We start from the raw sequence: 19,613 nt of genomic DNA, 5'->3' as shown, positions 1-19,613 counted from the left end.
AAGTCAGGGACGTATATAAGTCAACGACGCATCGGCATGATGCGGGGACGGTTTCGCCCCCGCGCGTTCGTGCGCCCCGTCAGCCCGCCGGCTTGATGAACCGGAACATGTTGGCCCGCGCCTCGGCGTCCATCTCGGCCTTGAAGGCGTGGCGGCCCTTCAGCGCCTCGGCGCGCTGGGCCGCCGGCCGGGCGTTGATCGTGTCGAGCAGGCGCTTGACGTTGGGCAACTCGGCGAACGCGCCCTCGCCGAGCACGAACGGCACCATCCGCGCCCAGCCCCAGGCCGCCATGTCGACGATCGTGTAGGCCTCGCCCAGCACGTAGGCGCGGTCGGCGAGCCGCGCGTCGAGGATGCCCCAGTGGCGGCGCGCCTCGTAGGCGTAGCGCTCGCGGGCGTAGGCGCCGGCATCGGCGGGGGCGAAGTGGCGGAAATGGACGCCCTGGCCCGAGTACGGGCCGATGCCGGTGGCCACGAACATCAGCCAGGACAGCATCTCGGCGCGGGCGGTCCCGCCGGAGGGCAGGAAGCGGCCGGTCGTCTCGGCGAGGTGCAGGAGGATGGCATTCGAGTCGAACACCGTCGTGTCGCCGTCGACGAGGGTCGGCAACTTCGCGTTCGGGTTGAGCGCGGTGTAGCCGGGATCGAACTGCTCGCCCCGGCGCACGTCGACCGGGACCGGCTCGTAGGGGAGTTCCAGCTCCTCCAGGCAGAGCGCGACCTTCATCGGGTTCGGCGACAGGTTGTAGTAGAAGCGGATCACGGCGTTCTCCCCGGGGCGCCCGGCCCCTACTCGACCACGATCTTGTAACCCCGTCCCGGCACGAGGGATGCGCCGCGCTCCAGCCCGTTGAGGACGAGGAAGCGGTCCAGCGCCCGGTCCGGCACCGCCATGCGGCGGACGAGCTCGTCCGGATTGGTCGAGGCCGCCTGCACCACCTGGAGGCGGGTCGGCCGCAGCGCCGCGGCCTCGTCGGGGGCGACGGCGTTCAGACTCGCGGTCCAGCGGCGGAAGGCCGGGTCCGGGTCGACCGCACCCTTGGCGGCCATGATCATCCGGTAGGTGGTGTCGCCGAGCCGGATCGCCGCGAGCCGGAAGGTCCAGTCCTTGCCGCGCGACAGGGTGAAGGCGGCCGGGTGCCCGTTCAGCTCGCGCGTCTCGGAGGCCGCGGGGTCGACGGGGTCGTTCCAGGTCGCCTTCAGCACCGCGTCGAGGGACTGGCCGTCCCGCGCCTCGATCTGGTCGAACAGCAGCCGCCGGCTGCCTTCCCCGGTGGTGCCGAGCACCGCCGAGCGGGTGTTCTCCAGGGTGAAGCCGTCCGGCACCTCGAAGGCGATGCCGAGGCCGGGATGGAGGAAGCGGCGGCCGCGCACCGCGCCGTCGCGGGGGTTGTCGCCGTAGGCGAGCCCGTCCACCGCGGCGAGGTAGCGGGTCCGGTCGTCGGTCCCGAGGCCCGGCGCCCCGCTGCGGCGGGCGGCGCGGGTGACGAGGACCACCCGCTCGGCGGTGCCCGGATGGGTCGCCAGCATGTCGGGCTCGGCCGCGGTGCCGGTCCCCGCCTTCAGCCCGGTCGCGCGGTTGAGCGCGGTCAGGAAGCGGCCGGCGGCGAAGGGGTCGTAGCCCGCCCCCGCCAGCGTGCGCACCCCCGCCGCGTCCGCCTCCAGCTCCTGCTCCCGGGAGAAGCGGGCCAGCGCGAAGCGCGACTGGTTCTTGAGCTGCGCCCCCGTGTCGGGGTCGTTCAGCACGTCGGCCACCACCCGGCTGACGAGGGCCGAGCGCAGCTCCATCTCGCTGCGGGCGTTGGCGTGGTTGAGGGTGACGTGGGCCATCTCGTGGGCCAGCACGGCGGCGACCTCGGAGGAATCGCTCGCCAGCGCCACGAGGCCGCGGGTGACGTAGAGCCGGCCGTTCGGCAGGGCGAAGGCGTTGACCACGGGGGAGTCGAGCAGGGTCACCGCGTAGGCCTGGTCCGGCCGGTCGCTCGCCCGGACGAGCCGGTCGGTGATCTCGGTGAGCAGGCGCGTCACCGCCGGGGCGCGGGCCTCGCCGCCGAACGCGGCCACGAGCTTGGCGTGGTCGGCGTCGCCCGCGCGATCGCGGCCGGTGACCCGCGGCGCCTCGACCGGCACCCGCACGGCGGCGGGCGCCAGCACCGCGCCGGTCTGCTCGCCCGCGCAGCCGCCGAGCACGAGGACGAGGAGGGCGACCCAGGCCCCCCGACATCCCCCGATCTGCCCCCGTGTCCCGTCCATCGGATCAGCGCCGCAACCCCAGCTCCCGCCCGGAGGCCCCGGGCGCGGGCGACTCCGAGGGCGCCGCCCCGGGCGCCTCGTCCACCAGCTCGACGGCCTCCGCCGTGGCGGCCTCGATCGTCGGGCCGCGCCACAGCTCGACGAGGCCGCGCACCCGCACCCGGCGCCCTTCGAGCGTGTCGGCACTCAAACCACGGGCCGCCATCATTCGCCAAGTGCGTTTCGTTACCGTGACCGTCAGCCCGTCGGCGCCGCGGGGCGCGAAGTCGAGGTAGGTGCGGGCGCTCCGCTCCCCGACATGGCGCACCCGGCCCTCGACCACGGCGAAGCGGCCGGCGAGCGCCCGCAGGGCCGGCCCGTCCTCCACCGAGGGCGGCGCGCGCTCCCACAGCCCGAGGCGCCGCGCCCGCGCCCCCGCCTCGACGGCGCGCAGGCCCGGCCGGCACAGGGCGTCGGCCTCCCCCGGATCGGCGTAGGCGAGGCCGGCGGCGATCAGGTCGCCCGCGAGATCCGCGTCGCCGTCCTCCGCCTGCGCGTCCTCCGTCTGCGCGTCCACCCGCTCGCGCTCCCAGCGGTCCGGCGCCCCGCGCGGGACGACGCGGATCCGGCGGCCCCGGAAGGCCCCGAGCCGCTCCTGCGCGGCCGCGCCCGCCGCGTCCTCGGGCCAGCGCAGCGAATCGAGGATCGCCCGGCCGCCCGCGGCGAAGCGCAGCTCCCCGCGCGGGCCGAGTTCGGCCAGGGTCTCGGTCCGCGCCGGCCCGGCCCGGCACGCCGCGGGCCCGAGCGGGGCGGACGCGGCGGCCCATGGCAGCGCCGAGAGCGCCGCGAGCGCCGCCGCCAGAACCGCCAGCCGTCGCGCGGGTGCCGCCATCCGTGACCGCCCGACATCCGTGATCGTCCGCCATCCGTGACCGTCCGATCGGGGCGATCATGCCGGGCCCGGGCCCGCGCGCCAAGCCGCACACTCCGCCTCGACGGCACCTTCCGCGGGGGATACGCTGCCGTCCGCCCGGCCCGCGGGCTCGGTCGAGGGCGCATCCGGTGGCGGAGATCGGTGACGACGAGCGGCACGTGATCCGCGTGGCGGTCTGGTCCGGCTTCACCGGTCCCGACGAGGCCGACGACCTGATCGCGGACCTCCTCCTCGACGAGCCGGAGCTCGACGAGGACGCCCTGCACGCCTTCGCCGCCGCCGAGTTCGCCCGCAAGGCCGCCGACGAGGCGTCGTGGCCGGCCACGACCGATTGCGACCGGCTCGACGTCGCCTTCGCCGCGCTCGCGGACGCGGGCATCCTCGCCCTGCACAACGCCGGCTTCACCGTGGCCGACGGCCATGTCGAGGCGGCCGAGGCGCTGGCCCGGGTCCCGAAGGACCGGTTCCTCGGCTACTGCTTCTACCACGCCCAGGACGTCGAGCGCGCCGTCGAGGGCGCCCCGCTCTGGATCGCCTTCGACCACATCCGGGGCGACGTGCCCGAGAAGGCGCACGTCGCCCGGCTGGTCGTGTCGGCCCTGGAGGCCGCGGGGCTGGCGCCGTGCTGGGACGGCGATCCCGGGCGGCGGATCGTGCTCGAACGGTTCGACTGGAAGCGCCGCTTCGCCGGATAGGCCGTCGTCGGTCGATCCGGGCCCGGCACGAGAGAGCGCGTCGCGCCAAGGACTTGGCCGCGGATCCGGCCCGAGGCGCCGGTTGGCTGGGCTCGGCGAAGATGCTAAGAGCGCCGGGTCGTCTCCGTAGCTCAGTTGGACAGAGCACAGGTTTCCTAAACGCAAATTGGGCGCCGCGCCGGGAAACCGCGCGGCGGATCCGCTCAAAGTCGGGGAACGCTCCCGGCGCCGCCGCCGCGAGGCGTCGGCGCCCTGCCGATCCCGAGCCAAGCCCGGGGGCTCGCGCCTCCGGGAAGGTGTAGAGACTAGACGGGCGGCACCTAACGGCCGGGCCTCCGGGCCCCGAGCCCACGGTGAAGGGATAGTCCAGGCCACGAACGCGCACCGCGCGGCGGCGAAAGCCGAAGTGGTATGAAACCTGGGGTCGCAGGTTCGAGCCCTGCCGGGGACGCCACAATCGTCGGAGATCCTCCGTCTCCGCGCGCGCCGACCCGTGACAATATATCGAGCTGCGGTTAAGCTTTCGCGGGCAAGCTCGTCCGCGCTCCGCGCGCGGTCTGGGTCACGGGGGTGACGAGTCTCGATCGATGGCAGGCCAGAAGACCGATCAGCGCGACGTCTATGTCGGGCAGCGCATCGCCGAGCAGCGCCGGAAGGCGTCTCTGACGCAGCGGGAGGTGGCGCGCAGCTTCGGCATGTCGGCGGCGCAGCTTCAGAAGTACGAGAAGGGCACGAACCGCATCAGCGCCGTCCACCTCGACATCTTCTCCCGCATGACGCGGGTGCCGATGGAATACTTCTTCAGCGGCATGCCCCGGACCGACGACGCCGGGCCCCGGGGCATGGAGGAGGGGCCGCAGCAGCCGTTCCCGGAGGGCGGCCTCCAGGGTCTCGCCGAGATCGTCGGCCGGCACATCACGGAGAATTTCTCGGACGAGGCGCGCCGCGACGTGGCCGCCGCCATCCAGGCGCTGGACCGCAAGCTCAACCGCTGAGGCCGTCCCAGCCGCGAGCGGGTGCGATTTCTCGGACGCTTCGTCCGTTTTAGCGGATCCGTTCGTCCATTCATCTTGACCCTCCCAGGGGCCGGTGCGACAACCCCGCGCCGATAACCGGGTCGAACGCCGCGCCTCTCGCGGACGTGCCCGTGCGCCCCGGGGGCCAGGATGCCGCGTTCCAACTACCTGTTCACCAGCGAGTCGGTCTCCGAGGGCCATCCCGACAAGGTGAGCGACCGCATTTCCGACACCGTCGTCGACGCCTACCTCGCGGCGATGCCGGAGGCGCGCCTGGGCGTCGAGACGCTCACCACCACGAACCGCATCGTCATCGCCGGCGAGGTGCGCGGCCCCGATTCCGTGACCTTCAAGGACCTGGAAGAGCTGACCCGCGAGGCCGTGCGCGACATCGGCTACGAGCAGGACGGCTTCCACTGGAAGAACAACGACATCGCCATCCACCTGCACGCGCAGTCGGCCGACATCGCGCAGGGCGTGGACGCGGCGGGCAACAAGGACGAGGGCGCGGGCGACCAGGGCATCATGTTCGGCTACGCCGCCGACGAGACCCCGGAGCTGATGCCGGCGCCGCTGTTCTACGCCCACAAGATCCTCAAGGACCTCGCCGACGCCCGCAAGGCCCGGCAGGGCGACGCCGCCAAGCTCGGCCCCGACGCCAAGAGCCAGGTCACGGTGCGCTACGAGGGCGGCAAGCCCGTCGAGGCGACGCAGATCGTGCTCTCGACCCAGCACCTCGACGAGTCCCTCGACTCGGCCGACGTGCGCGCCATCGTCGAGCCCTACATCCGCAACGCCCTGCCCGAGGGCTGGATCAACGAGGGCACCGTCTGGCACGTCAACCCGACCGGCAAGTTCGTGATCGGCGGCCCCGACGGCGATTGCGGCCTCACCGGCCGCAAGATCATCGTCGACACCTACGGCGGCGCGGCCCCGCACGGCGGCGGCGCCTTCTCCGGCAAGGATCCGACCAAGGTCGACCGCTCGGCCGCCTACGCGGCGCGCTACCTCGCCAAGAACGTGGTGGCGGCCGGCCTCGCCGCGCGGGCGACGATCCAGCTCGCCTACGCGATCGGCGTGTCGAAGCCGCTGTCGATCTACGTCGACCTGCACGGCACCGGTCAGGTCGACGAGCAGCGGCTGGAGACGGTCCTGATGGACGCCCTCGACCTGTCGCCCCGCGGCATCCGCACGGCGCTCGGCCTGAACAAGCCGATCTACGCCCGCACCTCCGCCTACGGCCATTTCGGCCGGGCGCCGGAGGCCGACGGCGGCTTCTCCTGGGAGCGCACCGACCTCGCGGGCAAGCTGAAGTCGGCCCTCGCCTGAGGCTGTTTCAGACTCCTGATACCGCTTCCGGGTGAACCGTTCGGTGATCCGGGCCCGCGCCGTCATCGCGAGCCGCAGGCGAAGCGACCCAGGGCAGCGCGCGGTTTGAGACGGTGGCGCCCCTAGATCGCTTCGCTCCGCTCGCAAGGACGGAGAGCGTCGATCCCGAACCCTTCAGCCGGATGCCGTCTGAGCGCCCGGCTTCGAGGTTGAGGCGTATCCTTTGCGCCTGTTCTCCCTCCCTCTTCCGTGGGGGAGGGAGACGGGGCCGTGCCGGGCGCGGCCTCTTCGGCGACGCGGCTTTTCCGCCGGACGGCGCATCGGTCATTCCGCGTTCCTAGCGCATCGTCCTGGATATCGGATCCAGGACGATGCGCTGGCCCTTTGTCTTCGCATCATCTTTTCCGAAAGCCGGTGACCACCTTTCGGGATGATGCCCTGGCCTGCGTTCCATGTCCTCCACGAGCGAACATCCCGGGCCCGAGGGCGAGGCGCCCGAGCGCGCCTTCTTCGGCCGGCGCAAGGGCAAGCGGCTGCGCGGCCTCCAGGAGCAACGCCTCGCCGAGATGCTGCCGCGGCTGCGGATCACCCTGCCGCCGGGCGACGATGCCCTCGACCCCCGCACGCTGTTCCCCGACCTCGGAGAAGGTCCGAAAGAGATCTGGCTGGAGATCGGGTTCGGCGGCGGCGAGCACCTCGCCGCGCAGGCCGCCGCGCATCCCGAGGTCGGGTTCATCGGGGCCGAGCCGTTCGTCAACGGCGTGGCGAAGTTCCTGGCCGAGGTCGATGCCCGCGGCCTGTGCAACGTCCGGGTGCGCGACGAGGACGTGACCGCCCTGCTGGCGCGGCTGCCCGACGCCTGCCTGGAGCGGGTCTACCTGCTCTACCCCGACCCCTGGCCCAAGCGGCGCCAGCGCAAGCGCCGCTTCGTGTCGGACGCCGCGCTCGGCGAGATCGCCCGGGTCCTGGCCGACGGCGGCCTGTTCCGGTTCGCCAGCGACATCGACGACTACGCCGGCTGGACGCTGGCGCGCGCCCTCCGCTGCCCGACCCTGCGCTGGACCGCGCGGACCGCGCGGGACTGGACGCAGCCCTTCCCGGGCTGGCCCGGCACGCGCTACGAGGCCAAGGCGGTGGCGGCCGGGCGCCGGCCCACCTACCTCGAATTCGCCCGCCGGCCGCGCTGAGCGGGGGATGGCGCCCCCGCGGCGCACCGTCCCGGCTCCGCCGTCTTGCAACGGCCACGCTCGGGCGCCATCCTGCCGCGCCCGCGGCCTCCGGTGATTGAGGGCTGCGCGCGCGTCGCGTCCGAGGATTGTGCGATTGGACGAGAGGGCTGACCAGGATCCGGTGGACGACCCGCGCCGCGCCGCCTTCGACGACGCCCCGGTCGCGCTCGCCGTCCTGACGGCGGACGGCACCCGGCTCGCGGCCGGCAACCGGGCCCTCCACGCGCTCCTCGGCTGGCCGGACGGAGCGCTGGCCGGGCGGCCGGTCGCGGAGCTGGCCGGCGCGGAGGCGGGCGCCGTGCAGGCGGGCATCCAGACATGGCGCTGCGCCGACGGCGGCGCCCTCGACGTGCGCGTGCGCCGCTCCGGGACGACCCTCGCGGTCGAGGCGGTGGACGCCGACGCGGCGGCCCATTCCGAGGCGAACCGCGAGGCGCTGGCGGCCGCCGGGCTCGGCGAGTGGCGCTGGGACCGGGCGAGCGGGCTCCTCACCCTGTCGCGCCGGGCCGCGCAGATCCTCGGCCGCCCCGCGGGCCGCACCGTGACCTGGGCGGCCCTGCGGCCGAGCCTGATCGAGGCCGAGCGGGTCGCCCAGCGCGTGCGCGAGGCGATCGCGCTGGGCCAGCCCTACAGCTTCGACACGCCGGTGGTGGTGGGCGAGCGCACCGCGATCGTGCGGGTGCGCGGGCAGGCCGCGCCGGGACCGGACGGCGCCCCCGCCGGCATGGTCGGCGTGGTGCAGGACATCACCACCCGGGTGGTGGCCCGCGACGAGATCGCCGCCCGCGACCACCGCCTGCGCGCCGCCACCAAGCTCGCCAAGCTCGGGGTGTTCGAGTGGCACATGCTCGACGACCAGGCGCTCTGGGAGAACGAGCGGATGTACGAGATCTTCGGGCACGCCCCCGAGGACGGGACCATCGGCAAGAACGAGTTCCTGAACGACATCCTCCACCCCGACGACCGGGCCGCGGTGCGCAAGGCGATCTCGGCGGCCCTGCGCGAGGACCGGCCGCTGGAGATCGCCGGGCGCATCCGGCGCAAGAGCGACGGGGCGTGGCGCACGATCGACATGGCCGGCCGCTTCGAGCGCGACGCCCCGGACCGCCTGCCGCGCCGCCTGATCGGCGTGGTGGCCGACGTGACCGACCGGCGGATCACCGAGGAGCGGCAGACGCTGCTGATCCGCGAGCTGCACCACCGGGTGAAGAACACGCTCGCCACGGTGCAGGCCATCGTCGGCTCGACCGCGCGGACCGCGACCGACATCGAGAGCTTCTACGAGGCGTTCGTCGGGCGCATCAAGTCGCTCGCCCACACCCACTCGGTGCTGACCGAGGCCACGTGGCAGACGGCCTCGCTCACCGGCCTGCTGGTCAACGAACTCAGCCCCTACGCCGAGGTCGACGCGGGGGGAGGCGCCGACGGGCGCATCGCCCTCGACGGGCCGCCGATCGACCTGCCCTCGGAGGTCGCGGTGCCGATCGGCATGGCGATCCACGAATTGACCACCAACGCGGCCAAGTACGGGGCACTGTCGAACCGGGTGGGGCGCGTGGCGGTGGCGTGGTCGCTGGAATCCGGGGGGCCGGCCGGGACCCTGCGCTTCTCGTGGCGCGAGTCCGGAGGACCGCCGGTGCAGCCGCCCCGGCGCCAGGGCTTCGGCTCGCGCCTGCTGCAACGGGTGCTGATCACCCAGGTGCAGGCGGAGGTCGCGACCGACTACGCCCCCGACGGGTTCTCCCTGACGATGCGGGCGCCGCTGCCGGCCCGCGACGCCAGCCTCAACCCGCTGGCCTGAGGCCGGGCAGGTGAAAGCCGACGGGACTCAGGCCGCCCCGCGGGCGCCCTCGCCGCCGCCCTCGACGAAGGCCTTCAGCTCCTCGAGCGACGCGAAGGTGAAGCGGCCGCGCGGCGTGTCCGCCTCGATCGCGCCGTCGGCGTACATCACGTAGGTGTTGCCGCCCGAGCTGTAGCGGCCGACCACGGTGCGCTCCGGGGCCGCCTCGGGGGCCGGCTCGGGCTCCGGCGCGTCGAGGCTGGTGCGCAGGGCCGGCGCCTCGTCCGGGCGCTCGATGTCCTGGCGCTCGATGTCCTGGCGCCCGACGTCCTGGCGCCCGACGTCCGCGCGCTCGACCGCCGCGAGCGGCAGCCGCTCCTGCGCCCGCTCCTGGGCCGCCGGGGCTTCCGGCGCGGCGAACAGGTCGTCCTCGGGCGCGATCCCGGGGACCGGCCGCGCGTCGGGCTCCGGCTGCGGCCGGTGTTCGGCCGCCGGGTCGAGGCCCGGCATCGGCAGCTCGGGCTCCGCGGCGGGGGGCGCGAAGGGGGGCACGGTGACGGCCGGGACGGCCTCCGGGGCGCTCTCCGGGGCGCTCTCCGGATCGCTCGCGCCGAGGACGGGCTCGATCCGCGTCCGCGCGCCCTCGGCCGGCGGCTCGGCCGCGGGGTTGGCCAGGAACGACGGCACCGGCGGCAGCACCGGGGCCAGGCGCGGGCGGCCCTCGGCGGCGGGCGCCGGCAGCGGAACCGGGAGGGGCGCGGGGGCGGAGGCCGTCAGCGCCCGCGCCGCGCGCTCGACCCGCCGCAGCCCCAGGGCGACGACGCCCAGCCCGAGCAGCACCGTGCCGGAGGAGGCGGCGACCGATCCCCCGATCACCATCGCCAGGCCGCTCTCCAGCCGCACGTAGGGGAAGCCCTGAACCACGGCGGCGGCGCCGCCGATGACCATGGCGGCGGCGAGCGCGAACAGCGCAGCGATCATGAGACTCTCTGACACGGGCCGGCGGATGCCCGGCCTCTTCGCGCGCGGCACAGTAAGGCCCTGCCGCCGTTTTGCAAAACGGAGCGCGGGCCCCGGCGTTGCCGACCCGGGGGCACCGACTTACCTACCCGCCCGTTGACCGGGAGGCCCCCGCCGGGGGCGATCCCCGCCGAGCGGCCTCGCCCCCGGCCAGACGGAGACAGACGCGATGACCTTCACCCTGCCGGAACTGCCCTACGCCTACGACGCGCTCGGGCCGTACATGTCGAAGGAAACCCTGGAGTTCCACCACGACAAGCACCACAAGGCCTACGTCGACACCGGCAACAAGCTGCTCGAAGGCACCGACCTCGCCGGCAAGAGCGTCGAGGAGATCGTCAAGGCGAGCTACAACACCAATCAGGCGCTGTTCAACAACGCCGGCCAGCACTACAACCACATCCACTTCTGGCAGTGGATGAAGCCGAACGGCGGCGGCGCCATCCCCGGCACGCTCGCCAAGAAGATCGACGAGGATCTCGGCGGCGCGGAGAAGTTCAAGGCCGACTTCATCCAGGCCGGCGTCGGGCAGTTCGGCTCCGGCTGGGCGTGGCTCGCGGTCAAGGACGGCAAGCTCGCGATCCTGAAGACCCCGAACGGCGAGAACCCGCTGGTGCACGGCGCCAAGCCGATCCTCGGCGTCGACGTGTGGGAGCACTCCTACTACATCGACTACCGCAACCGCCGGCCCGACTACCTCAAGGCGTTCATCGAGAACCTCGTGAACTGGGAGCACGTGGAGCAGATGTACGGCGAGGCGACGCGCTGAGCATGTGCGCCTTCGGGTCCGGCGCGCGTGCGCCGGGCCTTGAGATGCGGGCCGAAACCGGCTCTTGATGCGCCCCGCCGGGTCGACCCGGCGGGAAGCGGGACGCGGCCATTCCGATCGCGACATCCATCACTGGCCTACCCTCCCCCCTCTGCGGGGGAGGGTGGCCCAATGGGCGCCCTTTGCGTCAGCAGGGGTCGGGAGAGGGGCAGCGCGACGGTTCAGGGGTCGTCGCCCGCCGCGACTTTTCCGGCACCGGCGCTCCCCTCACCCGACCCGCTTCGCGGGCCACCCTCTCCCGCAAAGGGGAGAGGGAGAGCGTCCGTCGCGCGATCCCCCCCAAAAAATGATCCGCTCCATCCTCTCGGTCGGCGGCTGGACCCTGGTCTCGCGCGTCACCGGCTTCGCCCGCGATGTGGTGATGGCCGCGGTGATGGGCGCGGGGCCGATGGCCGACGCCTTCGTCGTCGCCTTCCGCCTGCCGAACCACTTCCGCGCGATCTTCGGCGAGGGCGCCTTCAACACCGCCTTCGTGCCGGCCTATGCCGGGCTCGCGGAGGCCGGCGAGGCCGGGGCGGCGCAGCGTTTCGCGGACCGCGTGTTCACGCTGATGCTGATCGTGCAGCTCGTGCTGCTGAACGTGGCGCTGCCGCTGATGCCCTGGGTGGTGCATGCCCTGGCGCCGGGCTTCGCCGAGGACGGCGAGCGCTTCCAGCTCGCGGTGGCGCTCACGCGCATCACCTTCCCCTACCTGCTGTTCATGACGCTGGTGACGCTGCTGTCGGGGGTGCTGAACGCCCACCGCCGCTTCGCGGTGGCGGCCGGCGCCCCGGTGCTCCTGAACCTCGCGATGCTGGCGGCGCTGGCCGTCGCCTTCCTGTTCCCGAACGCCGCCTACGCCGCCGCCTGGGGCGTGGCCGTCTCCGGCCTGCTCCAGTTCGGGCTGCTGTGGTGGGGCTGCCGCCGGGCCGGCGTGATGCCGGACCTCGCCGTGCCCCGGCTCGACCCGCCCCTGAAGCGGTTCTTCACCGTGCTCGGCCCGGCGGTGGTCGGCTCGGCCGGCTTCCAGATCGCGGCGTTCGCCGACACGATCATCGCGAGCTGGCTGCCGACCGGCGCGGTCTCGGCCCTGTACTACGCCGACCGGCTCTACCAGCTCCCGTTCGGGGTCATCGCCATCGCCGCGGGCACGGTGCTGCTGCCCGAGATGAGCCGGCGCATCGCCGCGGGCGACGTCGCGGGTGCCCACGCCGCGCAGAACCGGGCGGCGGGCTTCTCGCTGGCGCTCTCGGCCCCGTTCACGGTCGCCTTCCTGACGATCCCCGGCCTGATCATGGCCGCCCTGTTCCAGCGCGGCGCCTTCAGCGCCGAGGATGCCGCCCGCGCCGCATCGGTGCTCGCCGCCTACGGGCTGGCGCTGCCCGCCGTGGTGCTGGTGCGCAGCGCGGTGGCGAGCTTCTACGCCCGGCAGGACACGAAGACGCCGCTCTGGGCGTCGCTGACCGCGATTCTCGTCAACGTCGCGCTCAAGCTCTGGCTCACCGGGCCCTACGGCGTCACCGGGCTCGCGCTGGCCACCGCGGTGAGCCAGTGGGTGAACCTGGCGCTCCTCGTTCTCCTCGCCCGGCGCCGCGGCTGGACGCGGCCGGGGCGCACCCTCGGGCTGACGGTGCTCGGCGTCGGCCTCTCGTGCGTCGCGCTCGCCGCCGTCGCCGTCTACGGGCAGCCGCTGGCCGAGGCGCTGGTGCCCGCGCTCCCCCACGGCCGCGAGATCGCGGTGCTGGCGCTCCTCGGGATCGCCGGCGCCGCCGTCTACGGCGGCCTGCTCGCGGGCCTGCTCCACCTGTTCGGCCTGCGCCTGCGCCGGGCGTGAAGTCCGGGTTGCCGAAGGGCCGCGCCCTTTGGTGGGTCGTCAGGGTGAAACCCTGACAGGTTCGCGGGCTCCGCCCGCACCCGCGAAAGGGCGCGCCCTTTCGAAACCCGTTATCTTGCGCGGTGCTCGCCGGGGGCGTGCCCGGTTCCACGTAAGGGGTCGAAGCGGAGGGAGCGCGGGATGTCCGGAGAAGACCTGCTGGCGGGCGTGCAGGCCGCCGTGTTCGACGCCTACGGCACGCTGTTCGACGTGAATGCCGCCGTGGCGCGCCACGCCGACGCGGTCGGGCCGGACGCCGCCGCCCTCTCCGAGGTCTGGCGGACCAAGCAACTGGAATACAGTTGGACGCTCAGCCTGATGGGCCGCTACCGGCCGTTCTGGGACCTGACCGAGCAGGCCCTCGACTACGCCCTGGCCCGGCACCCGGCGGTCGACCGCGCCTTGCGCGACAGACTCCTCGACGCCTACCGCGATCTCGACGCCTACCCCGAGGTGCCCGGCGCGCTGGCGCGCCTGCGGGCGCGCGGCATCCGCACGGCGATCCTCACCAACGGCAACCGGGCGATGGTCGAGCGGGCGGTGGCCTCGGCGGGGCTCGCCGACCATCTCGACGCCGCGCTCTCCGTGGACGCGGCCGAGGTGTTCAAGACGCACCCGCGCGCCTACCGGATCGCCCTCGACCGGCTCGGCGTGCCGGCGGAGGCGGTGCTGTTCTGCTCCTCGAACCGCTGGGACATCGCCGGCGCCCGCGCCTTCGGGCTCCGCCCCGTCTGGGTGAACCGCAAGGGCCTGCCGGACGAGTACCCGGACCTGCCCCCGGCCGCGGTGATCGCCTCCCTCGACGATCTGATCTGACGCGGGCGGGACGACGGGGGGCTGCAGAGCTTAGGGGCGGACGGAAACCGGGTCTGATAGCGTGTCCGGGTGAACCGTCCGGTGATCCTGGCCTGCGCCGTCATCGCCAGCCGCAGGCGAAGCGACCCCGGGCAGCGCGCGCTCGCAGACCGTGGCGCGCCTGGATCGCTCCGCGCACAAGGACGGAGAGGGTCGATCCCGAACCCATCCGCCGGAAGCCGTATGAAACGCCGAAGGGCCACCCGTGAGGGTGGCCCTTCCATTGCCGAACCGCGAGATCCGGCGGAACTGTCCCGAGATCGGGTCTCTGACGCGTCCTAGAGGGAAGCGCCGGAGGCGACGGTCCAGGTCCGGGAAGCCGAAGCGCGCGGCTGATGACAATGAGACACTGGATCACCTCCTTTCGTTGGTTGCGGGAGACCCGAAGCTAGGGGGTCGGATCCGGCTTGTGAAGGTGGGGGGCCTGCGGCCATCCGTCCGCGCTTCCGCGGGCGGGCCGGGGCGGGGTATGAGGGCCGGCACCGAGCCCCTGTCCGAGATCCCGTGAACGCCCCGATCACGCCCGCGCCCCGCGCCGCCGACGAGGCCGCCCTCGACCCCGAGGCCATGCGCCAGCCGCTCGCCGACGCGTGGTACTGCGTCGGCCAGGCCCGCGGCCTCGCGGGGCGATGCCTGCGCCCGGTGGCGCTGAACGGCGAGCAGATCGTGCTCGGGCGCGACGCGCAGGGCGCGCCGTTCGCCCTGCGCGACCGCTGCCCGCACCGGGGCATGGCCCTGTCGCGCGGGCCCTTCGACGGCGACACGCTGATGTGCCCGTTCCACGGCTGGCGGTTCTCGTCCGACGGGCGCTGCCGCGACGTGCCGACGCTGTCCGAGCACGACGCAGCGGACTTCTCGCGCATCCGCGTCCAGCCGTTTCCCATCCGGGAGAGCGCCGGCTTCCTGTGGGTGAACCCGCATCTCGGCCCCTCCGGCGGCGACGTGCCCGCGGTGCCGGCCCTCGATTTCGAACCCGCCGGCTCCGTCGTCGTCGAGCTGGAGGTCGCCGCCTCCTTCGACCTGACGACGCTCAGCCTCGTCGATCCGGGCCACGTCGCCTTCGTCCACGATTCCTGGTGGTTCCGCCCCTCCAAGGGCCTGCGGGAGAAGGTGAAGACCTTCGAGCCGGTGGCGCACGGCTTCACCATGGCGAGCCACGGCACCACGAAGAGTTCGCCCGTCTACCGCCTGCTCGGCGGCACGCCCGAGGTCGAGATCGAGTTCCGCCTGCCGGGCGCCCGGCTGGAGCGGATCCGCGCGGGGGCGCGCCGGGTGGCGAACTACACCTTCGCCACGCCGCTCGGGCCGAACCGGACGATGCTGACCAACGCCCTCTACTGGAGCAGCCCGGCGCTCAACCTCCTGAAGCCGCTCGCCCGGCCGCTGATGCGCCAGTTCCTCGCGCAGGACCAGCAGGTGCTCCAGCACGCCCAGGCCGGCCTCGACCGCAAGCCGACCATGGTGCTGTTCGGCCAGGGCGACCTGCCCGGGCAATGGTATTTCCGGCTGAAGCGCGAGGCCCTGGAGGCGGCCCGCGCCGGGCGCCCCTTCGCCAACCCGCTGGAGCGGCGGGAGCTGCGCTGGCGGTCGTGACGGCGGGGTCGCAGGCTTGCCGAACCCGCGCCGTCATTCCGGGGCCGCGGAGCGGAGCCCGGAATCCAGAGCCGCAGCGACTCCTCGAGCCGATGAACCGGCCCGCCTCATCCCGATCCCCCGGCGGGTCTGGGTTCCGGGCTCTCGCCTGCGGCGAGCCCCGGAACGACGGGAGGATTCCGAGAGCGTCGGATCACCCCTGACAGGATATGGGGGACGTGCCCAGGCAGGCCCGATCCTAAGGACTCGTTAACCATGTCCTACGTAGTCCTCTGAGAGGACCGCCCCAGCCCAGACGCCGCCCATGCCCCGCTTCTTCATCGACCTCCACGACGGGTCCCAGCCCATCCGCGACGAGGTCGGCTTCGACCTGCCGGACCTCCCCGCGGCCCGGGCCAAGGTGACGCGGATCATGTCGGCCATCGCCCGCGACATGCTGCCGGACGTGGAGCGCCAGGACTACGTCGCCTGCGTGCGCGACGGGGTCGGCAAGGTGGTCTACCGGGCGCGGCTGTCGCTGGCGGCGGAGATGGTGGACGCCTGAGGGCCGGGAGGCTCGGGGCCTTCCGCCGCGCTTGACCGGCGGCGCCGGCCGGCCATCTCCCCGGCCATGAAACGGCGCAGCCTGCTCACGGTCGCCAGCGCGGCCACGGTGATGACCCTCGGCGGCGTCGGCTACGCCGCGCACCGGCGCACGTCGAACCCCTATTACGGCGGGCCGCAATCCGACCATTTCGACGGCGTGCGCTTCTTCGTGCCGGGCCACCCGACCGACCGGGGCCTGCCGGAGGTGCTGCGCTGGCAGGCCCAGCGCCGCCGCGAGCCGTGGCCGAAGCACGTCCCGAGCCCGTTCCCGCCCGACAGGCCGCCGGAGCGGGTGGCGTCCCTGCGCGTCGTGCTGATCGGCCACGCGAGCTACCTCGTGCAGGTCGCCGGCCGCAACATCCTGATCGATCCGGTCTTCGCCACCCGGGCGAGCCCGCTGCGCTTCGCCGGGCCGAAGCGCGTCAACCCGCCGGGCCTGGCGTTCGCCGACCTGCCGCCGATCGACGCCGTGCTGATCACCCACAACCACTACGACCATCTCGACGGGCCGAGCCTCGCCCGCATCTGGCAGGCGCACCAGCCCCTCGTCGTGGCGCCGCTCGGCAACGACGCGATCCTGCGCGGCTACGACGACACGATGCACGTCGAGACCCGCGACTGGGGCGGCACGGTGGATCTCGGCGGCGGCGTCTCCGTCCACCTCACCCCCGCCAACCACTGGTCGGCCCGGGGCCTGAACGACCGGCGCATGGCCCTGTGGTGCGCCTACGCGATCACCTCGCCCCAGGGGCTGCACTACCATGTCGGCGATACCGGGCTCGGCGACGGGGCGCTGTTCCGGGACCTGCGCGCCCGCTTCGGCGCGCCCCGGCTCGCGACCCTGCCGATCGGCGCCTACGAGCCGCGCTGGTTCATGCAGCCCCAGCACGTGAACCCGGCCGAGGCGGTGGAGATCTTTGCGCTTCTCGGCGCCGTGCAGGCGCTGGGCCACCACTGGGGCACCTTCCAGCTCACCGACGAGGGGATCGAGCGGCCGGTCGAGGCGCTGGCCGCGGCCTTGGCCGAAGCCGGGATCCCGCCGGAGCGGTTCCTGGCGCTGCGCCCGGGTCAGGTCTGGGAGGGCTGAGCGGCCGCCTCCCGGGCTCAGGCACGCTGCATGCAAGATGCCGTGCCAGGTGCGGCGGTGCCCGATCCCGTCGCCGGTCCGATCCGCCGGGGACGCGTCCATGTCCGCTCACGGCGCTCGCGCAGCGTGCGAGCGCAGGACGGGTGCCGAGGCGCGCCAAGCGGAACCCTCGCCCGATCCCGCGGAGGGTTCCGCACCATCCGAGCGGCCGCCGGAACGGACTTCGCACAGTCCTCGGGTGCGCAGAGGATGCGGCGGCCCCGCCGATACTGGAATCGGGGCGGCAGCGAATCAGGGAACGATCATCACGCGACCGTGTTGGCCACCCAAGCTCGCAACCTGATGAGGGACGTTCTCATGAAGACCTTGCTCGCCGGTGCCGTCCTGGCCGCCTCGCTCGTCGGCGTCGTGCCGGCCTCTGCCCAGCGGATCGACGTCGGCCCGGGCGGCCCCAGCATCGACCTGCGCTCCCGCGGCGAGCGCGAGCGCGATTTCCGGCGCGAGGAGTACCGCCGCGACCGCGATGCGGAGGACCGCTACTACCGCCGCCAGCGGTTCGAGGACGACCGTCCGGTCTACCGCCGCGGCAACGGCTACTGAGCCGGCCGAACCGACCGCGACCATCCGAGGGGCCGGCATCCGCCGGCCCCTTTCGTTTGCGCGGGGCAGCCCGGGCCTTTTCGCGCTTGCGCAATGACGGTTCCGAGACTAGGAGGATCGCGAAGCAATTTCGGGAGAAAGTGGCAATGACCCTTCGGTTTCTCAGTGGTTTCGCGGCGGTGACCCTGGCGGTCGCCGGTCTCGCAGCGCCCGCCGCCATGGCCAAGCCGATGAGCGGCGCCGGCGCCGTGAAGATGATCGACACCGACAACGACGGCACCGTCGACCTGAAGGAAGTGCAGGCGGTGGCCTCGGCGACCTTCGACCGGCTCGAGAAGGACTCGGACGGCACCCTGGACCGGAAGGAGCTGAAGGGCCGCCTCAGCGCCGCCGGCCTCAAGCAGGCCGACCCGGACAACGACGGCACCATCGACAAGAAGGAGTACCTCGCCGCGGTGGCCGAGCGCTTCAAGGCGGCGGATCCGGACAACGACGGCACCCTCGACGCCAAGGAGCTGAACTCCAAGGCCGGCAAGGCGCTCCTCGCCCTGATCAAGTGATCCTTCGGGCGGTCCTCCGCCCATCGTCCTGCCAGCCCCCGCGGAGCGATCCGCGGGGGCTCGCGCGCGCATCACGAGGTCGCGAGCGCCCCGGCACGGGTCGAGGTTTCGACTGTCCGGTCGGTCCCCGAAGAGGCGCCTCGGAGTGGCATCCCGAGGGCGAGTGCGGCCTTTCTGCAATGCAGATCGGATCTTGCTACCCGTCGTCGTGTGACTGTTGACGAACCGCAACCTGTGGATGCAATCTCGCCGGTGAGAGGGGTCCACGATGCACAGCGAAAAACCCGACACGGACGCGACGCCGGAACTGGTCGCTGAGATGCGCACCGTCGTCGACGAGACGCGTCGGGCCATCGAGGCGACGCAGGCGATCCTCGACCGCTGCGCCGATGCCGCGCCCGCGCCGGAACTCGGCCTCGCCTCCCCGGAACTCCTGGACGAGATCGGCGACGGCCTGATCCACGCCTATAGCTTCGCCAAGCAGGACGGCGACCCGCTGACCATCACCCTGATCGAGAAGGCACTGTTCCACGTGGGCCGGCGCCTCGCCCGGGGGATGACGCCCGCCGAGGCCGGCCTCGTCTGCCACTGACCGGGTCCGCCCCGGCCGGGCGCTCAGGCGTGCCGGTCGAGGAAGGCGCGCAGGTAGGCCCCGGCCGCCTCCGCCCGCTCCACGGCGAGCAGGTGCGCCGCCCGCGGCAGCACGACCAGCTCGGCATGCGGGATGCCGGCGCAGAGCGCCTCGGCCATGGCCGGGGGCGTCGAAGGGTCGTCGCGGCCGGCGATCACCAGGGTCGGCGCCGTGATCGCCGACAGGGCCGGGCGCAGGTCCATGCGCCCGATCGCCCCGCAGCAGACCGCGTAGCCGGCCGCGTCGCAGGCGAGGAAGCGCGCGCGCACGGCCGCCACCGCCTCGGTCGACCGCTGCGCGAAGCCCGGCGTGAACCAGCGCCCGAGCGTCGCCTCGACCAGGGCGCCGGGCCCCTGAGCCCGCACGGTCGCGGCGCGCTCGTTCCAGGTCTCCGCGCTCGGCAGGTGCGCGGCGGTGGCCATCAGGGTGGCGCTGAGCGGCCGGCCCGGATCGGCGCTCGCCAGCGCCTGCACCGTCATGCCGCCGAGCGACAGGCCGACGAGGTGCGCCCGGCCGATGCCGAGCGCGTCGAGCAGGCCCGCGAGGTCGCCGGCGAGGTCGGCGATCTCGGCGGGGGCGTCGCGGGTCGCCGAGCCGCCGTGGCCGCGGGTGTCGTAGCGCAGGGCGCGGTAGCCGCCGCCGAGGGCGGGCAGCAGCGCGTCCCACATCTCCAGCGTGGCCCCGAGCGAGTTCGAGAAGGCGACGACCGGGGCGCCCTCCGGCCCGGCCAGCTCGTAGCGGAGGTCGACGTCGCCGACGCGGATCTGCGGCATGGGACCCTCAGGA

At 73.5% G+C, this 19,613-nt stretch carries 19 protein-coding genes; 14 read left to right on the top strand and 5 right to left on the bottom strand.

Annotated elements, in window-relative coordinates; translation table 11 throughout:
* Positions 1-79 precede the first annotated feature (79 nt).
* The 3 genes from Q8W71_RS03040 to Q8W71_RS03030 are packed head-to-tail and all read right to left on the bottom strand — an operon-like array spanning position 80 to position 3,124.
* Entirely contained in the window at positions 80-763 is a 684-nt protein-coding gene (locus Q8W71_RS03040) for a glutathione S-transferase family protein (protein WP_305523830.1), read from the bottom strand.
* Between the two features lie 26 nt (positions 764-789).
* Positions 790-2,253, bottom strand: a complete 1,464-nt coding sequence (locus tag Q8W71_RS03035; protein ID WP_305523829.1) for a M48 family metalloprotease — start codon at positions 2,251-2,253, stop codon at positions 790-792.
* Between the two features lie 4 nt (positions 2,254-2,257).
* Positions 2,258-3,124, bottom strand: coding sequence for a thermonuclease family protein (locus Q8W71_RS03030; RefSeq protein WP_305523828.1), 867 nt, complete (start codon positions 3,122-3,124; stop codon positions 2,258-2,260).
* A 170-nt stretch (positions 3,125-3,294) separates the two neighbouring features.
* On the opposite strand from Q8W71_RS03030, the gene Q8W71_RS03025 reads away from it, so the two are divergent.
* The 5 genes from Q8W71_RS03025 (at position 3,295) to Q8W71_RS03005 (ending at position 9,236) form a co-directional block, all read left to right on the top strand.
* On the top strand, positions 3,295-3,861 hold the full coding sequence (locus tag Q8W71_RS03025) for a DUF6891 domain-containing protein (protein ID WP_305523827.1): 567 nt from the start codon (positions 3,295-3,297) through the stop codon (positions 3,859-3,861).
* Positions 3,862-4,448: 587 nt separating this feature from the next.
* Entirely contained in the window at positions 4,449-4,856 is a 408-nt protein-coding gene (locus tag Q8W71_RS03020; RefSeq protein ID WP_305523826.1) for a helix-turn-helix domain-containing protein, read from the top strand.
* Positions 4,857-5,027: 171 nt separating this feature from the next.
* Positions 5,028-6,206 carry a methionine adenosyltransferase gene (metK, locus tag Q8W71_RS03015; RefSeq protein ID WP_305523825.1) on the top strand — a complete coding sequence of 393 codons (1,179 nt, stop codon included), beginning with the start codon at positions 5,028-5,030 and terminating at the stop codon, positions 6,204-6,206.
* A gap of 452 nt (positions 6,207-6,658) precedes the next feature.
* On the top strand, positions 6,659-7,393 hold the full coding sequence (trmB, locus tag Q8W71_RS03010) for a tRNA (guanine(46)-N(7))-methyltransferase TrmB (RefSeq protein ID WP_305523823.1): 735 nt from the start codon (positions 6,659-6,661) through the stop codon (positions 7,391-7,393).
* Between the two features lie 136 nt (positions 7,394-7,529).
* A complete protein-coding gene (locus Q8W71_RS03005) occupies positions 7,530-9,236 on the top strand; it encodes a sensor histidine kinase (RefSeq protein ID WP_305523822.1) in 1,707 nt (568 codons plus the stop codon).
* Between the two features lie 27 nt (positions 9,237-9,263).
* Here Q8W71_RS03005 and Q8W71_RS03000 read toward each other — a convergent pair whose 3' ends face one another.
* Complete coding sequence (locus Q8W71_RS03000; RefSeq protein WP_305523820.1) at positions 9,264-10,196, bottom strand: hypothetical protein; 933 nt, start codon at positions 10,194-10,196, stop codon at positions 9,264-9,266.
* Between the two features lie 208 nt (positions 10,197-10,404).
* On the opposite strand from Q8W71_RS03000, the gene Q8W71_RS02995 reads away from it, so the two are divergent.
* The 9 genes from Q8W71_RS02995 (at position 10,405) to Q8W71_RS02955 (ending at position 18,788) form a co-directional block, all read left to right on the top strand.
* Positions 10,405-11,004 carry a superoxide dismutase gene (locus Q8W71_RS02995; protein ID WP_305523819.1) on the top strand — a complete coding sequence of 200 codons (600 nt, stop codon included), beginning with the start codon at positions 10,405-10,407 and terminating at the stop codon, positions 11,002-11,004.
* Positions 11,005-11,350: 346 nt separating this feature from the next.
* On the top strand, positions 11,351-12,877 hold the full coding sequence (gene murJ / locus Q8W71_RS02990; protein ID WP_305523818.1) for a murein biosynthesis integral membrane protein MurJ: 1,527 nt from the start codon (positions 11,351-11,353) through the stop codon (positions 12,875-12,877).
* Positions 12,878-13,057: 180 nt separating this feature from the next.
* Positions 13,058-13,732, top strand: a complete 675-nt coding sequence (locus Q8W71_RS02985; protein ID WP_305523817.1) for a haloacid dehalogenase type II — start codon at positions 13,058-13,060, stop codon at positions 13,730-13,732.
* 606 nt (positions 13,733-14,338) lie between these two features.
* On the top strand, positions 14,339-15,364 hold the full coding sequence (locus tag Q8W71_RS02980) for an aromatic ring-hydroxylating oxygenase subunit alpha (RefSeq protein ID WP_305523861.1): 1,026 nt from the start codon (positions 14,339-14,341) through the stop codon (positions 15,362-15,364).
* A 304-nt stretch (positions 15,365-15,668) separates the two neighbouring features.
* Positions 15,669-15,908 carry a DUF6894 family protein gene (locus Q8W71_RS02975; protein WP_305523816.1) on the top strand — a complete coding sequence of 80 codons (240 nt, stop codon included), beginning with the start codon at positions 15,669-15,671 and terminating at the stop codon, positions 15,906-15,908.
* Between the two features lie 66 nt (positions 15,909-15,974).
* Positions 15,975-17,036 carry an MBL fold metallo-hydrolase gene (locus Q8W71_RS02970; protein WP_305523814.1) on the top strand — a complete coding sequence of 354 codons (1,062 nt, stop codon included), beginning with the start codon at positions 15,975-15,977 and terminating at the stop codon, positions 17,034-17,036.
* Between the two features lie 357 nt (positions 17,037-17,393).
* On the top strand, positions 17,394-17,636 hold the full coding sequence (locus Q8W71_RS02965; RefSeq protein WP_305523813.1) for a hypothetical protein: 243 nt from the start codon (positions 17,394-17,396) through the stop codon (positions 17,634-17,636).
* 146 nt (positions 17,637-17,782) lie between these two features.
* Complete coding sequence (locus Q8W71_RS02960) at positions 17,783-18,196, top strand: EF-hand domain-containing protein (protein ID WP_305523812.1); 414 nt, start codon at positions 17,783-17,785, stop codon at positions 18,194-18,196.
* Positions 18,197-18,464: 268 nt separating this feature from the next.
* Positions 18,465-18,788, top strand: a complete 324-nt coding sequence (locus Q8W71_RS02955) for a hypothetical protein (RefSeq protein WP_305523811.1) — start codon at positions 18,465-18,467, stop codon at positions 18,786-18,788.
* A gap of 23 nt (positions 18,789-18,811) precedes the next feature.
* Here Q8W71_RS02955 and pcaD read toward each other — a convergent pair whose 3' ends face one another.
* Positions 18,812-19,600 carry a 3-oxoadipate enol-lactonase gene (gene pcaD, locus Q8W71_RS02950; RefSeq protein ID WP_305523810.1) on the bottom strand — a complete coding sequence of 263 codons (789 nt, stop codon included), beginning with the start codon at positions 19,598-19,600 and terminating at the stop codon, positions 18,812-18,814.
* Positions 19,601-19,613: the final 13 nt, after the last annotated feature.

The sequence above is a fragment of the Methylobacterium amylolyticum genome (assembly GCF_030700245.1).
GTDB lineage: Bacteria > Pseudomonadota > Alphaproteobacteria > Rhizobiales > Beijerinckiaceae > Methylobacterium.
This window is presented reverse-complemented; position numbering and strand designations above follow the sequence as displayed.

Bases quoted from the DNA above. Each gene is read 5' to 3' on its own strand.
- Q8W71_RS02970 (WP_305523814.1), top strand. From the start codon at position 15,975: ATGAAACGGCGCAGCCTGCTCACGGTCGCCAGCGCGGCCACGGTGATG.
- metK (WP_305523825.1), top strand. From the start codon at position 5,028: ATGCCGCGTTCCAACTACCTGTTCACCAGCGAGTCGGTCTCCGAGGGC.
- pcaD (WP_305523810.1), bottom strand. From the start codon at position 19,600: ATGCCGCAGATCCGCGTCGGCGACGTCGACCTCCGCTACGAGCTGGCC.
- Q8W71_RS02995 (WP_305523819.1), top strand. From the start codon at position 10,405: ATGACCTTCACCCTGCCGGAACTGCCCTACGCCTACGACGCGCTCGGG.
- Q8W71_RS02975 (WP_305523816.1), top strand. From the start codon at position 15,669: ATGCCCCGCTTCTTCATCGACCTCCACGACGGGTCCCAGCCCATCCGC.
- Q8W71_RS02985 (WP_305523817.1), top strand. From the start codon at position 13,058: ATGTCCGGAGAAGACCTGCTGGCGGGCGTGCAGGCCGCCGTGTTCGAC.
- murJ (WP_305523818.1), top strand. From the start codon at position 11,351: ATGATCCGCTCCATCCTCTCGGTCGGCGGCTGGACCCTGGTCTCGCGC.
- trmB (WP_305523823.1), top strand. From the start codon at position 6,659: ATGTCCTCCACGAGCGAACATCCCGGGCCCGAGGGCGAGGCGCCCGAG.
- Q8W71_RS03020 (WP_305523826.1), top strand. From the start codon at position 4,449: ATGGCAGGCCAGAAGACCGATCAGCGCGACGTCTATGTCGGGCAGCGC.
- Q8W71_RS03035 (WP_305523829.1), bottom strand. From the start codon at position 2,253: ATGGACGGGACACGGGGGCAGATCGGGGGATGTCGGGGGGCCTGGGTC.
- Q8W71_RS02980 (WP_305523861.1), top strand. From the start codon at position 14,339: ATGCGCCAGCCGCTCGCCGACGCGTGGTACTGCGTCGGCCAGGCCCGC.
- Q8W71_RS02965 (WP_305523813.1), top strand. From the start codon at position 17,394: ATGAAGACCTTGCTCGCCGGTGCCGTCCTGGCCGCCTCGCTCGTCGGC.
- Q8W71_RS02960 (WP_305523812.1), top strand. From the start codon at position 17,783: ATGACCCTTCGGTTTCTCAGTGGTTTCGCGGCGGTGACCCTGGCGGTC.
- Q8W71_RS03000 (WP_305523820.1), bottom strand. From the start codon at position 10,196: ATGATCGCTGCGCTGTTCGCGCTCGCCGCCGCCATGGTCATCGGCGGC.
- Q8W71_RS03030 (WP_305523828.1), bottom strand. From the start codon at position 3,124: ATGGCGGCACCCGCGCGACGGCTGGCGGTTCTGGCGGCGGCGCTCGCG.
- Q8W71_RS02955 (WP_305523811.1), top strand. From the start codon at position 18,465: ATGCACAGCGAAAAACCCGACACGGACGCGACGCCGGAACTGGTCGCT.